The following is an 18,693-nucleotide window of genomic DNA, read 5'->3' as shown; positions in this document are numbered from 1 at the left end:
TTATATTGTTACTATTTTGAAGTAAACAACGGGGCATATTTGGCGCGTTGTGTATAGGCCAAAAACAACAGCATTATTAATAGCGTTCCTACTAAAGGTAATGCCTCCGGTTGTAAAAAAGCATGATAACAAACAATGTTCAGCATTATAGGAAATAAAGCCAACAGGGCCAGCGCCACGTATCTGCCTGCCAGTAAAAGAATGGCGCATATTAGTTCAATAATTTTCACAAACGGCATCAGGTAAACAGACGCGGCTATGCCATCGTTAAAGGTTTTTATGCTGCCTGTCATTACCGGAGTAGGGTACAGCTTTAAAAAATAAGCCGCAGATGCCCACAAGAACATCAGGCCCAATAATGACCGGATGACGATTATAGCTATCTTCATAATTATATGGTATAAGGTTAATGTTTTAGGATTTTTAATTACCTAAAGGCAAGAGTTGTAAAACGCCCACCTTTAGGATTTAGAAATTATTGTTTAGAATTTAAATGCTCTCCTTTTTAGAGTTTAGAATTTATTTTTTAGAATTTAGCTTAATTGCATATCCACCATCCATTTAATGCCAAACTTATCGGTTAACATGCCAAAATAACTTCCCCAGGGCGAGTTACCAATAGGCACAATGATGGTGCCTCCGGCAGAAAGCGCTGTAAATAAAGTGTCGGCTTCTTTGATGCTATCCGCATTTAGCGAAAGTGAGAAGTCATTACCTGCTATAAAGTCCTTTGCCATATCGCCAACTACATCAGTGCCCATCAATACATTTCCTTTGCCAACGGCCAGGGATACATGCATTAATTTATCAGCATCTTCCGGAGCTGTTGCACCGGCGTGAGGCATATCGCGGAAACGTACAAGCGCTAAAAATTCGCCGCCGAAAACAGATTTGTAAAAGTTAAATGCTTCTTCGGTGTTGCCCAGGAAGTTTAAATACGGATTAAGTGTTGCCATTTTAATTGAGGTTTTGTGATTTATGTTTTTAATTGTACAGTAAAGCTACGCCGATTAATTAAAACCAGAAAGGGTTAAATACGACAATTAAGGGGTTAAATTAAGACACAAACCCAATCGGTTGCCCGTTCATTAAAGCCATTATATTTTTGTACCGATTTTTTAATAGGTTAGCACCCAATATGAATACATTTGCCGACCGGATAATCGCATTCAATAATCAGCTGGAATACAAAGGCGCTTTGCCGGCGGGCATCAGCATTATGAATCCTTTTAAGGATAATGATTTTGCCACCGATGTATCATCGCAATTTTACCGCAAATATTACAGCGATAATCATCCACGGCATTTGATACTGGGTATAAATCCCGGCAGGTTTGGTTCGGCCATGACGGGCGTAAGCTTTACCGACCCCAAGCGGATGATCAACCAATGTCATATCCCTTATAACGGGCCGATAACGCATGAGCCATCGTCAGAATATGTGTACGATATGATTAATGCTTTTGGCGGTATCAGTGAATTTTACAGGCAGTTTTATATCCATTCGGTTTGTCCGTTAGGGTTTACCATCACCAACGATAGGGGTAAAGAGGTAAATTACAATTACTACGATAAACCCGAATTGCAAAAGGCCGTTTACCCGTTCATCATCGAAAATATTGAGAAGCAACTGCAGCTTGGTTTTGAAACTGATATCTGTTTTTGTTTCGGCACTGGTAAAAACGAAGCCTTTTTACGTAAGCTTAACAACGAGCAAAAGTTTTTTAAGCAGATAATAGCATTGGAGCATCCCCGGTTTATTATGCAATACAAATCAAAAACCAAACAGCATTACATCGCCAAATATCTGGAGGCATTCAACAAAGTAATAATAGATTGATAATCGGGAATTATTTTGTGCTGATATCGCGCTTATGATCGTCAAATTCCTTGCCTGTAGCATGGTAACCGCGAATAAATTGCGCTAATTGCTTCAATTCAAAATCAGTAAGATCGGTACCGCCTGCATAATCATAGCCCTCGTCGGCGCCGTTTAGGGTAATGGCACCAAGATATCCTTTGTCAAAGGTTTTGGGGCTATCAATTTCATGATATAGCTTAAAGGTGCTTGTGTTGGCTGCGGCATCAACACCAGCCGGGTCGATAGCTATGTTTAAATGACTGCCGTCTTCTTTGTTTACTCCAAATGTTACGCCGCTTACTATCATGGTGTGTATATTTAGATATAAAAGACAAAAACCGGGCACTTTTGTTTTTGTACCATTAGAAAATACCACCGCCATTTAAAACAAATTTTTAACAGTTCATGTATAAGTACCATGAACGATTAACGTTTATACCATTTAAACCGATACACTGATGTTAAGTACTTATGATATGCTCTTGCGGTTGTTTGTTGCCGCCTTGCTGGGCAGTATAATTGGCTGGGAGCGCGAACGCCGCCAGTGGACAGCCGGCTTACGAACCCACATGATGGTTTCACTTGGTTCGGCACTTATTATGCTTGTTTCCATGTATGGTTTTAATGATGTGATAGGCAAGCCGGGCATCTCGCTTGATCCATCGCGGGTGGCTGCACAGGTTGTAAGCGGAATTGGTTTCCTGGGAGCAGGCACCATATTTTTTCTGCGTAACGAAATTGTAAAGGGCTTAACCACCGCAGCGGGTCTTTGGACGGTAGCCGCCATTGGTTTGGCCGTTGGCGGCGGTTTATATATTGAAGCGGTGGCTACTACACTTATAGCCTTTATCATCCTCGCTGTGTTTAAGCCTTTTGAGAACCGGTTCTTTAAAAAGAACCGTTACCGTAAAATAAGGATGCTGCTGGCTCAGAAACACGTGGATTTTGATGCGATAGAAGTGGTGCTTAATGAGCATAATATACCTTTCAAAGAACTCAGCCTATCTGCCGGTGATGGCAGCGACGAGATCCTGATCACCATTCAAAAACAGTTCACCGAAAACGAGAACGTTTTAAAAGTTATTGCCGAGCTTAAAAACATAACCGGCGTAACCGGTGTGGATTTTTTAAGTTGAGTGAATGGCGAAGACTTCTTTAACTCTATAGATAATGGCAACTTTGACGCGGATGGACGTTTATCTAGGTGCCTGGTATTTGGCTAAAGCCAGTTAGCTTCTTATTTTATCCGTCCCATAAATGGGACGGCAATGAATTTTGGGGTGGCTTCCTTATATTGCAATTCTTTTTAACGCCGCCTTTTTTATCCGCCGGTAATTTTCATGTAGCTTTTTCATTGCCGTTGGTTTTAACCAACGGATAAAAGCACGCAAAAAGATGGCTTTAGCCTAAATGACAAACAATGTAAAAGCAGTGTTACTCATTTAAAAGATGTAACCACGCAAAGCCAAAGGGAAGCATTAAGAATAAAGTTAAAAGACCCGATTATTTCACCGCAAACTCAGCGCTCAATTTTTCATCTGCCGAACTGCTGCCCAATATCAATTTATACCTGCCGGGGTAAACCTTCCATTTATGTGTAGTCATGTCCCATTTTTGTAATTCCTGTACGGGGATATCCAAAGTAATGGTTTGTTCGGCATCTTTATCAACAGTTACGCGCTTAAAGCTTTTTAGTTCTTTTATGGGCATTCTGTCTATTTTGGGGTATTCAATGTAGGCTTGTACAACTTCGTCGGCATTAATGGTGCCGGTGTTTTTAACATTTACTGCTACGGAAATGGTTTCGTCTTTTTTGTAAATGCTTTTTGGTTTGCTGCTGAGGCTATACGCAAATGTGGTGTAGCTCAATCCAAAACCAAAGGGATATTGGATAGGGCCATTGTAATACCGGTAAGTGCGGTCTTTCATGCTGTAATTGCTGTAATCGGGCAAATCGCTGATGCTTTTATAAAAAGTAACCGGCAAATGGCCCGATGGCGAAACATCACCGAATACCAGATCTGCAAGGGCATTACCACCTTGCTCACCGGGGTACCAGGCTAAGATAATAGCATCGGCATAAGGCTCAATAGCGGCTACATCTACATTGCTGCCGGCTGTAATCACCACGATAAGCGGTTTGGTTTTAACACTCTTTTTTAATTCTTTTATAAAGGCTATTTCACTTGCCGGCAAGCTTAACGTTTTACGATCGCCGCCGCTTTCTGATAAAAAGGCATCACCGGCTTCGCCCTCCAATACCGGCGAGAGGCCAATAACAGCTATAGCAGCGTCGGCTTCACCAGCTGCCCAGGTACCGCCGAAATGTGTGGTATCGGAATAGTTGCAGCCCATATCATACTCCACCCTTGTGCCAGGGCCAACAGCGGCGGTAACACCTTCTACAAAGTTTATCACCTTACTGCTTGTCCCGTGGTAATTGGCAATCATGGCATCCAGGGAAGCCGCGTTGGGGCCAAGCACCATAATACTCGACAGGTTGGCTTTGTTCAATGGCAATATATTTTTGTCGTTTTTAAGCAGTACCATGCTTTGCTGTGCCACTTTACGGGCAACCGCTATGTGGGCGGCATTATGTACGCTGTCGGCACCGTAACTATGATAAGGCACTAATGATTGATCGTCATAAAAGCCAAGCTTAAACTCGGTACGCAGGGTTGTGCTTAATGCCAGGTCGATATCTTTTTCGGTTATTAATCCGAGCTGAACCGCTTTTAAACCATCATTTTGCAAAATGGTTGAGCAATCCAGATCCACACCTGCCTTTAATGCGGCGGCGGCAACTTCAACGGGACCGGGCAGGGTTTTGTGCTGTGAGTAAACATCATCAAGTGCGCCGCAATCGGTTACTACGTGACCATTAAAACCCCATTCTTTTCTTAAAATATCTGTAAGCAGCATTTTATTGGTAGAGTTAGGTACGCCGTTAACCCGGTTATAAGCACTCATTACCGATTCTACATGCGCGTTGCTTACCAGTTCATGAAAGGCGTACAGGTAGGTTTCACGCAGGTCTTTTTCATCTACAATGGCATCAAAATGATCGCGGGTAGCCTCGGGGCCGCTGTGTACCGCAAAGTGTTTGGCGGTTGCCGATGCTTTGAGATATTTAGGATCATCGCCCTGTAACCCCCGCACAAATGCAGAGCCCATGCGGCCCGTCAAGTAAGGGTCTTCGCCGTAAGTTTCCTGTCCGCGGCCCCAGCGCGGGTCTCGAAAAATGTTAATGTTGGGGGTCCAAAAGGTGAGGCCCATGTATTGCAGTTGCCTGTCTTTCGCGATAGCTAAATTATATTTCGCCCTTGCCTCGGTAGAAATTACGGTAGACACCTGTTTTAAAAGCACATCATTAAACGTTGCCGACATACCAATGGCCTGCGGAAATATAGTGGCTTCGCCCGCGCGGGCAACACCATGCAGGGCCTCGTTCCACCAATTATATGCCGGGATGCCTAGGCGGGGGACTGCTTTGCTACGGTAGCCCAGCAGGGAAATCTTTTCTTCGAGCGTTAATTTGGATAGCATGTCCTTTACTCTTAAATCAATCGATTGCGAAACATCTTTATAAATAGGAGTTGGTTGCGCTTTTAAAGCCTGCCCGGTGCAAAGTATTAGTAATGAGGCCGAAAGTGTATAAATGATATTTTTCATAGCGACAGTTTAAACCGTAGATTTATAGTAGCAATGGTAAGGCATTTTATTTAAAAATAAAAGGACTAAACCACCAGGGTAAACCTTTATTAAAATATTTTAAAAAGTTTGGCTGGTTACTGCTATTATTGTGGAATTAACATTCAATCCGCTACTCATAATGAAAAACCAACTGGCAGGCAAAGCTGCATTTTTTAAAGTATCGATAGTTTCTTTTGTTATAGCACTTATTGCTTTTCAAAGCACGGATGCAAACGCACAAACCAAGTACGAGTTGAACGAAGGGTGGAAATGCGCGCCCATCGGCAGCGTAAAGCAAAGCGGTACGGAGCTATCCACCCCGGCGGTTAGTACACAGGCATGGTTACCAGCGGTTGTGCCGGGTACAGTTTTAACCACGCTGATAGCTGATAAAAAAGTGCCTGATCCGTTTTTTGGGATGAACAACCAAAAGATCCCCGATATTTACAAAACCGGTCGCGATTATTACACCTATTGGTTTGTAAAGGATTTTACCGAAGCTCAACCCAAAACCGGAGATCAGGTTTATCTGAACTTTCGCGGGGTTAATTATAGCTGCGATGTGTTTTTAAATGGCCATAAGCTCACCAATAAACCGCATACAGGCATGTTCCTGCGTCAATCATACAACATTACCAAATGGATTGCCAAAAACGGCAGCAACCGTGTGGCTGTTATTGTTTACCCGCCAGATGTTGTTGGAAACCCCAACGGTGGCCAGGGTGGCGATGGTACCATTGCCCGCAACGTAGGTATTCAATACACAGCCGGGTGGGATTGGATCCAACCCATCCGCGATCGTAATACAGGCATCTGGGATAAGGTAACTATCGAGAAAACGGGTGGTGTACGCATCAAAGATCCGCATATAATTACATTGGTACCGGGCGTTCGCCAGTCCGATGGCCCGCAGCAGCCGGCTATTATAAAAGTATCGGCAACGCTGGAGAATGCTACCGGCCAGCCAATTACAGGCGAGCTGCGCTACAACCTGGATGGTAACGCGGTATCAAAAAAAGTAACCCTGAAAGCAAATAGCTCCTTGGATGTACAGTTGAATGATCTTTCGCTGAAAAATCCAAAACTATGGTGGCCAAACGGATACGGGCAGCAGCACCTTTACCCAATGCACCTGCAGTTTGTAACCGGGGCTAATAAAATATCCGATCAGCATGATATTAAGGTAGGCGTGAGGCAGATCACTACCGAATGGAACACCAAAACCGAAAGCAGGCAGATCAATATCAATGGCCAAAAGATCTTTATAAAAGGTGGCAACTGGATAGTATCTGACGAGTTGCTGCGCTTTTCCGATATGCGTTATGATGCCGAAGTACGTTTTCACCATGATATGAACCTTAACCTGATAAGGGTTTGGGGGGGCGCGCTTATTGAGCGGCCAGAGTTTTATGAGGCATGCGATAAATATGGGATGCTGGTCTTTCAGGATATGTGGGGATCTGGCGATTGTAACGGCCGCTGGACCGATCCTATGAAACTGGACGACCAATGGACACGCCGCAAATACCCGGACGATCATGGTCTGTATTTAAGATCAATTGAAGATCAGGTAAAACTTATCCGTAATTATCCATCGCTGGCTATCTGGTGCGGCGGTAACGAGATAACCCCGCCCGAGGATATCCTTGTAGCCCTGCGCGATACCATTATGCCAAAACTGGATAATACACGCTGGCTTATCCCATATTCCAACTCCGAAGAAATGTCGCGCAATGTGATGGGTGGTAATGGCGACGGCCCTTACGGCATTCAGCCTTTATCAACGTTTTGGGCGCATAAAACCTATCCGTTTAACTCCGAAGTTGGTTCGGTAGGCGTAAGTGATTATGAATCGCTTAAAAGATTTATTCCAACACAAAATATGGTACTGCCCGAGTATGATGCCGCTACCGGCAAAACCAAAACAGACTCGGTTTGGGATTACCATAAGTATATAGGTTATGATGATTTTATAAATAAATATGGCAAGCCAAAAAACGTACAAGATTTTGCAACCAAGGCCCAGCTGGTAAATTACGATCAGTACCGCGCCCTTATGGAAGGCTTCAGCTCACACATGTGGGATTGGTATACCGGTACCATCATCTGGAAAACCCAAAACCCATGGACTGCCATGCGCGGCCAGATGTATGATTACTACCTTGACCCTAATGCCTGTTTATACGGCCTGCACAGTGGCAGCGAACCACTGCACATCATGTACGACCCTACAGATGGCATGGTGATGGTGGCCAACAATACTTTTAAAACACATAGCAATATGCTGCTGGTAGCCAAGGCTTATGATATGGATGGCAAAGAACGCATCCTGAGCCAGGTTTTCTCGGATGTTACACCATCAACCACCAAACGGTATTTTTCTGTTAAAGAAGAGATAGCCAAACTGGCAAAGGATAAAGGAGCATTTCTTAGTTTGCAGCTTTTTGATAAGGATAAAAAAGCGATCACAGAAAATATTTACTGGATAGCAGATGCGGATGGCGAATATTCAGGTTTGCAGAAAATGCACCAGGCTAACCTTACCGCATCAGCAAAATATTTAAGCAATAATAAAGTGGAGGTAACCCTAACCAATGCAAGTAACGGTCCGCTGGCATTTTTCAACCGCTTATCGTTGGTTGACAGCGAAACCAAACAAAGGGTACTTCCTGTTTTTTACAGCGATAATTATGTTTCGGTTTTACCCGGCGAGGAGAAAAAGGTGGTGATAGATTATAATTCGGCAACAGATAAAAACAACCTTGTAATATCATTAGGCGGCTGGAACGTGGCCGAAAAGACAATACAGATCAATAAGTAATTGTAAAAACAGTAATAATGATTTTCGCTAAAAAATATACTTTTCTGATACTCGCAGCGGTGTTAACCGGCAGTGGCATCATGGCGCAGGAAAACCCAGCTAAATTTCCGCTGATACCTTATCCAAGCCAGTTGGTCGTGGCAAAGGGTTCTTTCATAATTACCAGTAAAACCAATATTGTTACAGCAAGTGAGTTTAGTAACGAAGCCACTCAACTGAATCAGCTGTTAAAGATGGGTTTGGGTGTGTCTTTACCTATCGGCAAAGCAAATAAAATCAACAGTATTAAGCTGGTTTACGATGCTGCTATCAACGCGCCGGAGGCCTACAAACTTAATATAGGCCCCAACGGTGTATTAATAACAGCTAAGGATGCAGCCGGCGTATTTCACGCTATTGAAACCATAAGGCAGTTGTTGCCGGTTTCTGTAGAAACCGGCGTGGTTCATAAGCAATTGGTTTTACCTGCAGTTAGCATCTATGATAAACCAGCCTATGAATGGCGGGGGATGCACCTGGATGTATCGCGTCACTTTTTTTCGATAAGTTACCTGGAGAAATTTATAGACAGGATGGCGCTTTACAAAATGAATAAACTGCACCTGCACCTTACCGACGACCAGGGCTGGCGCATCGAAATAAAAAAATACCCTAAACTTACAGAAGAAGGTGCTTGGCGAACTTTTAACAACCAGGATTCGGCTTGTATAGAGCGCTCAAAGGACAACCCCGATTTTGTGATAGATAAGGAACATATCATTCAGCGCGATGGTAAAACCCTGTACGGCGGCTTTTATACCCAGGAGCAAATGAAGGGCGTGGTGGCTTACGCCGCAGCAAGGCACATTGATATAATCCCGGAAATTGATATGCCGGGACATATGATGGCCGCTATCAACTCGTACCCGTTTTTAACCTGTAACGGCGAAAATTCATGGGGCGAGTCTTTCACTAAGCCTATTTGTCCGGGAATTGAAACGACTTATGAATTCGCGCAAAATATTTTCAGTGAGATCATGCAGATCTTCCCGTCAAAATACATCCATATAGGCGGCGATGAGGTAGACCGTACCAGCTGGGGAAAATCAGACTCATGCAAGGCATTGATGCAGCGCGAGGGGATTAAAGACCTGCCCGGCTTGCAAAGCTATTTCATTAATCGCATGGAAAAGTTTTTTAACTCAAAAGGCCGCAAGCTGATAGGCTGGGACGAAATTATTGAAGGCGGTATCAGCCCCACAGCTATTGTAATGTATTGGCGCACCTGGGTGCCAGATGCACCAGTTAAAGCCGTTAAAAACGGCAATACCGTTATCATGACACCCGGCGAACCGTTGTATTTTGATGCCCAGCCCGATGAGTATTCGGTTAGCAAGGTTTACCATTTTAATCCCATCCCCAAGGTTTTAAATGCCGAAGAAGCAAAATCGATCATAGGAGCACAGGCTAATATATGGACGGAGATGATCCCATCAGAAAAGCGTGCCGATTATATGTATATGCCGCGCATGACCGCTTTGGCCGAAAATCTATGGACAAACCAACCAGATAAATATGAATCGTATTTAAAACGGCTTGAACAGCATTACCACCGGATGGATGCCATGAAAATCCATTATCGCCTGCCCGATTTGCCCGGTTTATTAAATAACTACATATTTACTACCGAAGGTAAATTAAGTATCAACCCGCCATTGCCTGGTCTTACCGTACGCTATACTACCGATGGTACTTTGCCAACTGTAAAATCGGCAGCGCTGCCATCTCCATTAAGCATTAAAAAACCAGGACTGATAAGGGTTGCGGCTTTTACCGCCTTGGGTACCCGTGGCGATGTTTATAATTTACAGTACACACAACAGCAAATGCTTGGCACGGTAAAAATTGGGGCAACAAACCCCGGTTTGGCGTGCACCTATTACAAAGCTTATTTTAAAGAAACTGCCTTAATGAGCAGTGCAAAGGTTGATAGCGTGTTTACCACCAATGAAATTGCAGTGCCTGCAACGGTAAAAGCGCCGTCATTTGGTATTACCTATAAGGGGTATATTGACGTACCTGCCGATGGTAGCTACACTTTCTATTTAACCTGCGATGATGGCGGGGTGCTAAAGATAGGCCCGTCTGTTACGGTAGATAATGATGGTAATCATTCGGCTCGTGAAAGAAGCGGGCAAATTGCCTTAAAAATGGGAACACATCCGTTTTTACTCAATTTTATTGAAGGCGGCGGCGGTTTTACCCTTAAATTAAAGTACAGTTTAAATGGTTCAGTTCCGCAGGACATACCTGCTGTCTGGTTTAAAAATTAATGATCTCCTGTATATGAAAAAATTTATAGCATTAGCCTCCATATTATGTATTACCGGTTTGCAGGCTTTTAGTCAGCAGGCGCCAAAACCTTACGGTGCGCTGCCTACCAAAGGGCAGTTAATATGGCAGGAAACCGGCATGTATTGCCTTATTCATTATGGGGTTGATACGTATACCGATAAAGAATGGGGCTTTGGTGATGAAGATCCCAAGCTTATCAATCCATCGCAATTTAGCGCTATGCAAATTGTGGCGGCGGCCAAGGCAGGTGGCTTTAAAGGCGTAGTGGTAGTAGCCAAACACCACGATGGGCTTTGCCTTTGGCCAACCAAAACTACCGAGCATAATATTGCCAACACTCCCTACAAAAACGGTAAGGGCGATATGCTAAAAGAATACCGCGAAGCCTGCGATAAACTGGGTATGAAAATGGGTGTTTATTGCTCGCCCTGGGACAGGAACAATGCCAATTACGGCAAGCCCGAATATGTGGCTATTTACCGTGAACAATTGAGGGAACTATATACCAATTACGGGCCGTTGTTTATTTCATGGCATGATGGCGCTAACGGTGGCGACGGCTATTACGGCGGTGCCCGCGAAGCAAGAACTATCGATAGGTCTACCTATTACGGTTGGAATACTACCTGGGCCATTACCCGAAAATTGCAGCCCAATGCCGTTTTATTTGGCGATGTGGGCCCCGATGTACGCTGGGTAGGTAATGAGCGTGGCCATGCCGGCGAAACCTGCTGGGCCACTTATACACCACACGCTCCGGATGAAGGTAAAGTACCTGCCAACGGTTACGTAAAAGATTATGAAGGAACCGAAGGTACCCGCAACGGTAAATTCTGGATGCCTGCCGAGTGCGATGTATCACTTAGACCGGGATGGTTTTACCATAAAACGCAGGACGATGGCGTTAAATCACCCTATGCTTTACTTGATCTGTATTACAAAAGCGTTGGTCGCGGCGCGGCGCTTGATCTGGGTTTATCGCCAGATCAACGGGGGATTATTAATGAGATAGATGTAAAATCGCTCACGGCATTTGGCAATCTGTTAAAACAAACCTTCGCCGTAAACCTGGTAAAAGGGGCTACACTCACGGCCAGCAATGTACGGGGTGGCAACAATGCCAAATTTGGGCCACAATTTTTGGTAGATAACGACAGGTACACCTACTGGGCTACCGATGATAAGGTGACAACACCACAATTAACCGTTGATATGCACACACCTAAAACTTTTAACGTTATCAGGTTAAGGGAAAATATTAAACTTGGCCAGCGGATAGATTCAGTTGAAGTTGATGCCTTTTTAAATGGCAAATGGCAGCCTATAGCCAGCGCAACAAGTATTGGCGGTAACCGGCTTATCCGTTTAACACAAAATATTACCGCCAGTAAATTGAGGTTACGCATAACCGGTTCGCCGGTAGCCATTGCGTTAAGCGATTTCGGGATTTTTAAAGAGCCCGTTCATTTAACAGCACCTGCCATAGCCCGGAACAAAAAAGGAGAGATAAGCATTAGTACCGAAGCGCCTGTAAATTCCATCCATTACACCCTAAACGGGCAGGAACCAACCTTAAACTCTCCGGTTTATACCCAACCCTTTTTACTTGGTGATGGCGGCGTAGTAAAAGCACGGAGCTTTGAGGGTAAGGGCCAGGTAAGTGATATCTCCTTTGTGTCGTTCGGCTTTGCCAAAACCGATTGGAAGGTTGTGGATTCCACAACCTCAAATTACGATGGTAACAAGGCCGAAAATGCCTTTGATGAAAATCTTCGTTCGGTATACAGTACGCTCACGAAGGAAAAATCTCCATTGCCACAGCAAATAAGCATTGATATGGGAAAGGCGCAGCAAATAAAAGCATTTGGCTATTTGCCCCGCCAGGATAAACAGGCCGATGGTATTATCGACAGCTATAACTTTTACACGAGTAATGACGGAAAGACCTGGGAAAAAGTTGCATCTGGTGAGTTTGCGAACATCAAATCAAACCCAATTGAGCAGCCCGTGGTTTTAAGTAAAGCGGTTAATGCACGGTATTTTAAGTTAGAGGCTGTGCATGTAATTTCAGGAAATGGTATCACTATTGCCGAATTAAGCGTTTATTAATAAACTATTAAGTATTTAGGTTTATTTAGCGGGTAAATCGTTAAAGCAAATACTATCTTCTATAAATACATAATGAAAAAACAAATCTGTTTGGCCGGGATGCTGGCAATTTTTAGTTTAAATACATTTGGTCAAAACCACAAACCGGCAGCGGTAAGTCTTACAAAGTATGTTGATCCATATATTGGTACTGGTTTTCACGGGCATGTTTTTGTTGGGGCCAGCGTGCCGTTTGGCGCGGTGCAATTGGGGCCAACCAACATGTCTGAAGGGTGGGACTGGTGCTCTGGCTATCATATTTCCGATTCTACTATTATTGGCTTCCAACATACCCACCTGAGCGGTACCGGTATTGGCGATCTGGGCGATATTTCGTTTATGCCAACAACAGGCGCTATAAAAGTTATCAAGGGCACTTTGGAAGATCCACAAAGCGGGTACTTTTCGCTGTTCAGCCATAAAGATGAGGTTGTAAAACCGGGCTATTATAAAGTTAAGTTAAAACGTTACGATATCGGGGTTGAGCTTACAGCCAGCACCCGCGTAGGGATGCACAAATACACGTTCCCGGCATCAAAAAACGCACACGTGGTTATCGATCTGAAAGAGGGAATAGGCTGGGACGAATCGATGGAAACCTATATTAAGCAGGTAGATAAAAACACCATCGAAGGCTACCGTTTCTCAAAGGGCTGGGCCGATGCGCAGCGGATTTACTTTACCGCCGTATTCTCTAAACCGATAAAAGCATTCGCCGTATATAATGATGCAGAGAACAAGCCGGGAACCCAGTTAAAAGGTAAAAGGGTTAAAGGCGTATTGAGTTTTGAAACTACCAAAGGCGAGGTGGTCTATGCTAAGGTGGGTATCTCTCCGGTTAGTTCGGCCAATGCCATGCTGAATATTAAAGCCGAGATCCCGGGTTGGGATTTCAATAAGGTGGTTAAAGATGCTGATAAGGCCTGGAATACCCAGTTTGCCAAGATCACCATTAAAACCGATTCGTTATCGCAACTAAAAAAATTCTATACCGCGTTTTATCATACCATGATAGCGCCATCTATATTTAATGATGTTAACGGCGATTATTGGGGAACCGACAAAAAAGTGCATAAAAACGTTGGGTTTAATAATGTTACCACGTTTTCTTTATGGGATACCTACAGGTCAAACAATCCGCTGTCAACCATTATCCACCCCGAGCATGTGAACGATATGATCAACTCCATGCTAACCATTTACCAGCAGCAGGGGAGCTTGCCTGTTTGGCACCTCATGGCCAATGAAACCAATTGTATGGTGGGTTACAGCGCGGTACCTGTTGTTGCCGATGCTTTGCTGAAAGGCTATAAGGGTTTTGATGCCAACCTTGCATACGAGGCCATGAAAACCACCGCCATGCAGGATGCACGCGGTATTAAATATGTTAAAAAGTTGGGCTATATCCCGGCTGATAGTACTGCTGAGTCTGTGTCAATGGGATTGGAGTATGCTATTGATGATTGGTGTATTGCACAGGTTGCCAAAAAAATGGGTAAGCAGGACGATTACGCCTATTTCAGCAAACGCGGAGAAAACTATAAAAACTATTACGACCCTAAAGCGGGTTTTATGCGCGGTCGCCTTTCAGAAAATCAATGGCGTACACCTTATAGCCCGTTTATTTCTATCCATGAGCATGGCGATTTTACCGAAGGCAATGGCTGGGAATATACTTTCCTGGTACCGCAGGATGTGGAAGGTTTAATTAACCTGTTGGGCGGTCAGGATAAATTTAACACCAAGCTCGATTCGTTGTTTATTGCTGAAGGCGATATGGGTAAATTCAAGTCGCCGGATGTATCTGGTTTAATAGGGCAGTACGCGCACGGCAACGAACCGGGCCATCCCATGACCTATTTGTATGATTACTCTGGCAAGCCCTGGAAAACAGCCGAAAAGGTTCGGTTTATTTTAGATAATTTTTATACCGATAAAACCGATGGAATCATAGGTAATGAAGATGTTGGCCAGATGTCGGCATGGTATGTATTATCGGCCCTTGGCTTTTACCCGGTTAACCCCGCCAACGGATTATACGTTTTCGGCAGCCCGGTTATTAACGAGGCCACACTTAAATTAAAGGGAAACAAAGCGTTTCACATTGTAGTGAAAAACAACGGTCCTAAAAATAAGTATATCAACGCCATGAAACTTAATGGCGTTAACTACACCAAAACCTACTTTAAACATACCGATGTGATGAATGGCGGCGAGCTGGTAATTACAATGGGCAGCAAGCCCGGTACTGTTTGGGGCGTAGGCGATGCCAATAAAGCGGTATCGGTGTTGAAGTAAGTAGGGTAATAATACCCGATATTTTGTCATCCTGAGCGAAGCGAAGTATCTATTATGCGATTACCAAGTCTGCGAATAGATACTTCGCTTCGCTCAGGATGACATGTTTGTTTAGAGATGTTTTAATACTTTCCATTACCCGAAATAACCATCGATGCCAGTTGCTCATCTCGGTTATAAATATCCTTGCGGAAGTTGAGTTTGTTGTCCCTGTCGGTAAATGCCGTAAAGTAGGCTATAAAAACAGGTGTTTTATGTTTGAGGGTAATGGTTTGCTCTTTGCCCAGGTGCATGGCCTTGCTGATCTTAGCGGCTGTCCAGGTGGTATCATATTTCAACAGGAAGGAGGCAAGCTTTGCCGGTTCGCCAACTCGGATGCAGCCGTGGCTAAAAGCGCGCTCCGTTTCTCCAAACAAAGATCTTGATGGCGTATCATGCAAATAAATGCTATAATTATTGGGGAACAGAAATTTTACCAGTCCCAATGAATTTGCCGGGCCGGGTTTCTGTTTTATTACCGGCAAACCGTTTTCCTTACCGGTAATGATCATATTATGCTCGTTAACATAGTTGGAGTTACGCCTTATAGCCGGTAAAACCTCATTACGAATGATGCTCTCTGGCAGGTTCCAATACGGGCTAAATACCACATACTGCATTTCGCCATAAAAAATTACCGTTTGATGTACCTTTTGGCCAACTACTACATTACAGCTCCATAGCAAGCTATCCGCATGATAAACGTGCAACTTAAATTCGGGGATATTCACGGCCAGGTAATCGGTATTAAGGCTTACCGGTAACCAGCGGCAACGCTCCATATTTACGATGATCTGCCGCATCCTGGTTTTCAGCGGAACGTTTAACGCGGCGATGGTACCGGCACCTGGCGCACCATCGGCAGTGAGGCCGTGCCTTAACTGAAATTGCTTTAGTGCCGTTTTAAGGCTATCATCAAAAACAACGCTTAACGTATCGCCTTTAAAATCCTCCAGTTTATAAAGCCTGGTCTTTATCTGTGCAATAACTTCTGATGAATCGCCGGGTTTTAATTTTTTACCGGTTACAATGGGTAGCCATTTATCCTGTGCATCCAGCTTACGGTATTTGGCCAAAAAGTTTTTCAGCAGATCATACTGGCGGTAAACCGGTTCAGAAATTGTGCTGCCCGGCTTGCCTGGTTTTGCCAGCAGGCTATCCAGATAATCGTTATATGATACCTTTTTACGGGGCAGGTACCAGTTAACGGCCCGGCTTACAGAATCTTTCATACCCTGGAACGCCAGTTTTGAGAAAACAAAATATTGCGCTGTAAGTGTTAGCTCGGTATTGATGTTTGGTTTTGCGACTTTATCTTTAGGATGCGCATCAAATATTAATGAATCTAATAGTTTGGGATAGGGGATAGCTTTATAGATCCCCTCGTTTTGCAGGTTGTTCAACCTGTCAGACAGGTTACCTGCCTGCTCAATCAGCAAACCTTTGGCGTACCATGCGTAAGCAAACTTGCGCTTGTTATAAAACAGACTTAGGTCTTTTGCGTACGGCGCAAAGTCGGGATACTTTTGCAGGAATGTTTTTAGCTGTGTGCTGTCAAAAACAAGAGCGGTTTGGTCGCTAAAGTTACCGGGGATGGTTTTATTCCACTCTTTAACTGCTTTCTTTTTAAGGGAATCGGCTTTGGACTGCCGGTGTTTTTTGACATCCTGTTTACAGCTGGATACAGCGAAAATGCAAAGAATTATAAGGTAACAATGGTAGCTGCTGCGCCTGTTTAGCATAAGTTATTTTTTGATGTAAGATAGAAAATAAAAATTTTAAAATAGTATACTAAATATATAGACATTATAGTATATTTGTTTCATTAATTAAAAGTCATGTTTGGTAACTCAATAAATAAACGCAATTCAGGCATTTCTACAGGTGATAATAAACCTGCAGAAATGATGTGTATGTGCTGCTGTTGTTGAGTTTCTCCCAACCAAACCCCAGACTAATTAAAAAGTTTACAGCCCCCGTTATTTAATATATTTTCATGAATACTTATCTGCCAAACAAAACTAATATATCGCCGCCGTGCGGGGTGGTGCATTACAGCCAGGTAATTTATGGATTGTGCAGTTGTTGCAGATAGCCAATAGCCACCTACCTAAATAAAACAATTCATATACCATCTATTTTACTAAAATGTTAAATACAAATAATAAATATCCGTTTTTTGACCTGTTGGAAGTTGTTGCCGATGCTGATCTTCCTTTTAAACCTTTTAAGAAATTACAGCCTGTAAAAGCCGGTAACTATGTTCCCGATCTTAAACTTTCTGTTGATTATAGCCGTTGGCAGCAATTTTATAACGGTTCTGAAACACATGGCCCTGTTTCGCTAAGAAATTTACAGAGCAAGCCGCTGGTAATTGCCTTTTATTCGCAGCACTGGCGCAATCATGGGCTCGATCTGTTAAAACAACTTAATAGTATTCAACAGGAAATAAAAGCCAGTGGCGGCAACCTGCTGGTAATTACCGATGAACGTACTGACGACCTGGAAAAACTGGCATGGGCGCAAAGCCTTACGCTTAACTTTTACCACGATCCGGAAAAAAATGTAGCCCAGGTATTCAGGGTATTTTCTGATAATGACCCGGCCTGGAATCGCTTTTCGGGTATTGATGAAAACGCACCTTTGCTGGCTACCTATATCGTCGATTCGGCTAGGCAGGTGGTTTACCATCATATCGATTGGGACTTTTTAGGCACGTTTTCATCTGCAGACATTATTTCGGCTGTTTACGAATCATCGCTGATAGGCAATAACCGTAAATCGGCTTAATTATTTCACTCATCAGTTTTAAATAAAATCATGTCAAACGCCATAGAGGATCTTGAAAAAGTAAAAACCAAGGTACACCAACAGGTACTTTCGGCCAATAAAGAATATGTGAAGCATTTTGGCAATAAGTCAGAACTTACCATTCCGCCGGCGCGGCAGTTTGCTATACTTACCTGTATGGATGCCCGCCTTGATCCCGCCAAATACGCAGGGCTTGCCGAGGGCGACGCACATGTGATCCGTAATGCGGGTGGCCGTGCAAGTGATGATGCTATCCGGTCTTTAGTTATCTCGCACAAATTGTTAGGTACAAAGGAGTGGTTTGTAATTCACCATACCGATTGCGGCATGGCATTATTTACAGATGATATTATCCGCGGCCTGCTGACTAAAAGTTTAACTACTGCTACTATAGATGAAAACGGCTGGCGCAATACCGAAGAAAAAGGAGGATCTGACGAGGCAAACCATATTGCTTTTTTAACCTTCAAAAATCTGGAGGCCAGCGTTACTGAGGATGTTAAACGCATAAGGCAACATCCCCTTGTTGCAGGGCATATCCCGATTTACGGCTACGTTTATGATGTAAGATCGGGCAAATTGATAGAAGTTGCCGATGCCACCCATGCGGGAGAAGTGCTCAATTAAAATTTTTAATATATACACAAACAACAAACGCCGGTAATTTACCCGGCGTTTGTTGTTTAAT

At 43.7% G+C, this 18,693-nt stretch carries 13 protein-coding genes; 8 read left to right on the top strand and 5 right to left on the bottom strand.

The window, feature by feature from the left end; all coding sequences use genetic code 11:
* Nucleotides 1-11: 11 nt before the first annotated feature.
* A complete protein-coding gene (locus tag BLS59_RS01875; RefSeq protein ID WP_091143337.1) occupies nt 12-389 on the bottom strand; it encodes a DoxX family protein in 378 nt (125 codons plus the stop codon).
* A 144-nt stretch (nt 390-533) separates the two neighbouring features.
* Nucleotides 534-956, bottom strand: a complete 423-nt coding sequence (locus tag BLS59_RS01870) for a VOC family protein (RefSeq protein WP_091143333.1) — start codon at nt 954-956, stop codon at nt 534-536.
* A 182-nt stretch (nt 957-1,138) separates the two neighbouring features.
* Between BLS59_RS01870 and BLS59_RS01865 the strand changes: the two genes are divergently transcribed.
* The gene (locus tag BLS59_RS01865; RefSeq protein ID WP_091143329.1) at nt 1,139-1,840 is read left to right on the top strand and encodes a uracil-DNA glycosylase family protein; all 702 of its coding nucleotides are present in this window, start codon (nt 1,139-1,141) and stop codon (nt 1,838-1,840) included.
* 10 nt (nt 1,841-1,850) lie between these two features.
* On the opposite strand, the gene BLS59_RS01860 is transcribed toward BLS59_RS01865, so the two are convergent.
* The gene (locus tag BLS59_RS01860; RefSeq protein ID WP_091143323.1) at nt 1,851-2,243 is read right to left on the bottom strand and encodes a hypothetical protein; all 393 of its coding nucleotides are present in this window, start codon (nt 2,241-2,243) and stop codon (nt 1,851-1,853) included.
* A 76-nt stretch (nt 2,244-2,319) separates the two neighbouring features.
* Here BLS59_RS01860 and BLS59_RS01855 point away from each other — a divergent pair, with 76 nt between their 5' ends.
* Nucleotides 2,320-2,997 (top strand): MgtC/SapB family protein, encoded by a 678-nt coding sequence (locus BLS59_RS01855; RefSeq protein ID WP_091143320.1) that lies wholly within the window; start codon nt 2,320-2,322, stop codon nt 2,995-2,997.
* 367 nt (nt 2,998-3,364) lie between these two features.
* On the opposite strand, the gene BLS59_RS01850 is transcribed toward BLS59_RS01855, so the two are convergent.
* Entirely contained in the window at nt 3,365-5,533 is a 2,169-nt protein-coding gene (locus BLS59_RS01850) for a glycoside hydrolase family 3 N-terminal domain-containing protein (RefSeq protein ID WP_091143314.1), read from the bottom strand.
* 160 nt (nt 5,534-5,693) lie between these two features.
* Between BLS59_RS01850 and BLS59_RS01845 the strand changes: the two genes are divergently transcribed.
* The 4 genes from BLS59_RS01845 (at nt 5,694) to BLS59_RS01830 (ending at nt 15,155) form a co-directional block, all read left to right on the top strand.
* Nucleotides 5,694-8,375 carry a glycoside hydrolase family 2 protein gene (locus BLS59_RS01845; RefSeq protein WP_091143310.1) on the top strand — a complete coding sequence of 894 codons (2,682 nt, stop codon included), beginning with the start codon at nt 5,694-5,696 and terminating at the stop codon, nt 8,373-8,375.
* Between the two features lie 17 nt (nt 8,376-8,392).
* Nucleotides 8,393-10,687, top strand: coding sequence for a family 20 glycosylhydrolase (locus tag BLS59_RS01840; RefSeq protein ID WP_091143307.1), 2,295 nt, complete (start codon nt 8,393-8,395; stop codon nt 10,685-10,687).
* Nucleotides 10,688-10,700: 13 nt separating this feature from the next.
* On the top strand, nt 10,701-12,818 hold the full coding sequence (locus tag BLS59_RS01835; RefSeq protein WP_091144982.1) for a discoidin domain-containing protein: 2,118 nt from the start codon (nt 10,701-10,703) through the stop codon (nt 12,816-12,818).
* Nucleotides 12,819-12,890: 72 nt separating this feature from the next.
* Nucleotides 12,891-15,155: a GH92 family glycosyl hydrolase gene (locus BLS59_RS01830; protein WP_091143303.1), complete on the top strand. Its 2,265-nt coding sequence runs from the start codon at nt 12,891-12,893 to the stop codon at nt 15,153-15,155.
* 122 nt (nt 15,156-15,277) lie between these two features.
* Here BLS59_RS01830 and BLS59_RS01825 read toward each other — a convergent pair whose 3' ends face one another.
* A complete protein-coding gene (locus BLS59_RS01825) occupies nt 15,278-16,936 on the bottom strand; it encodes a L,D-transpeptidase family protein (RefSeq protein ID WP_091143299.1) in 1,659 nt (552 codons plus the stop codon).
* A gap of 406 nt (nt 16,937-17,342) precedes the next feature.
* Between BLS59_RS01825 and BLS59_RS01820 the strand changes: the two genes are divergently transcribed.
* Nucleotides 17,343-17,984: a redoxin domain-containing protein gene (locus tag BLS59_RS01820; RefSeq protein WP_091143296.1), complete on the top strand. Its 642-nt coding sequence runs from the start codon at nt 17,343-17,345 to the stop codon at nt 17,982-17,984.
* Between the two features lie 30 nt (nt 17,985-18,014).
* Nucleotides 18,015-18,632, top strand: a complete 618-nt coding sequence (locus tag BLS59_RS01815) for a beta-class carbonic anhydrase (RefSeq protein WP_091143293.1) — start codon at nt 18,015-18,017, stop codon at nt 18,630-18,632.
* Nucleotides 18,633-18,693 lie beyond the last annotated feature (61 nt).

Origin of the sequence: Mucilaginibacter pineti (assembly GCF_900101875.1) — a bacterium.
Lineage (GTDB): Bacteria > Bacteroidota > Bacteroidia > Sphingobacteriales > Sphingobacteriaceae > Mucilaginibacter > Mucilaginibacter pineti.
The sequence above is the reverse complement of the archived record's forward strand: the minus strand, read 5'-3'. Positions and strand labels throughout refer to the sequence as shown.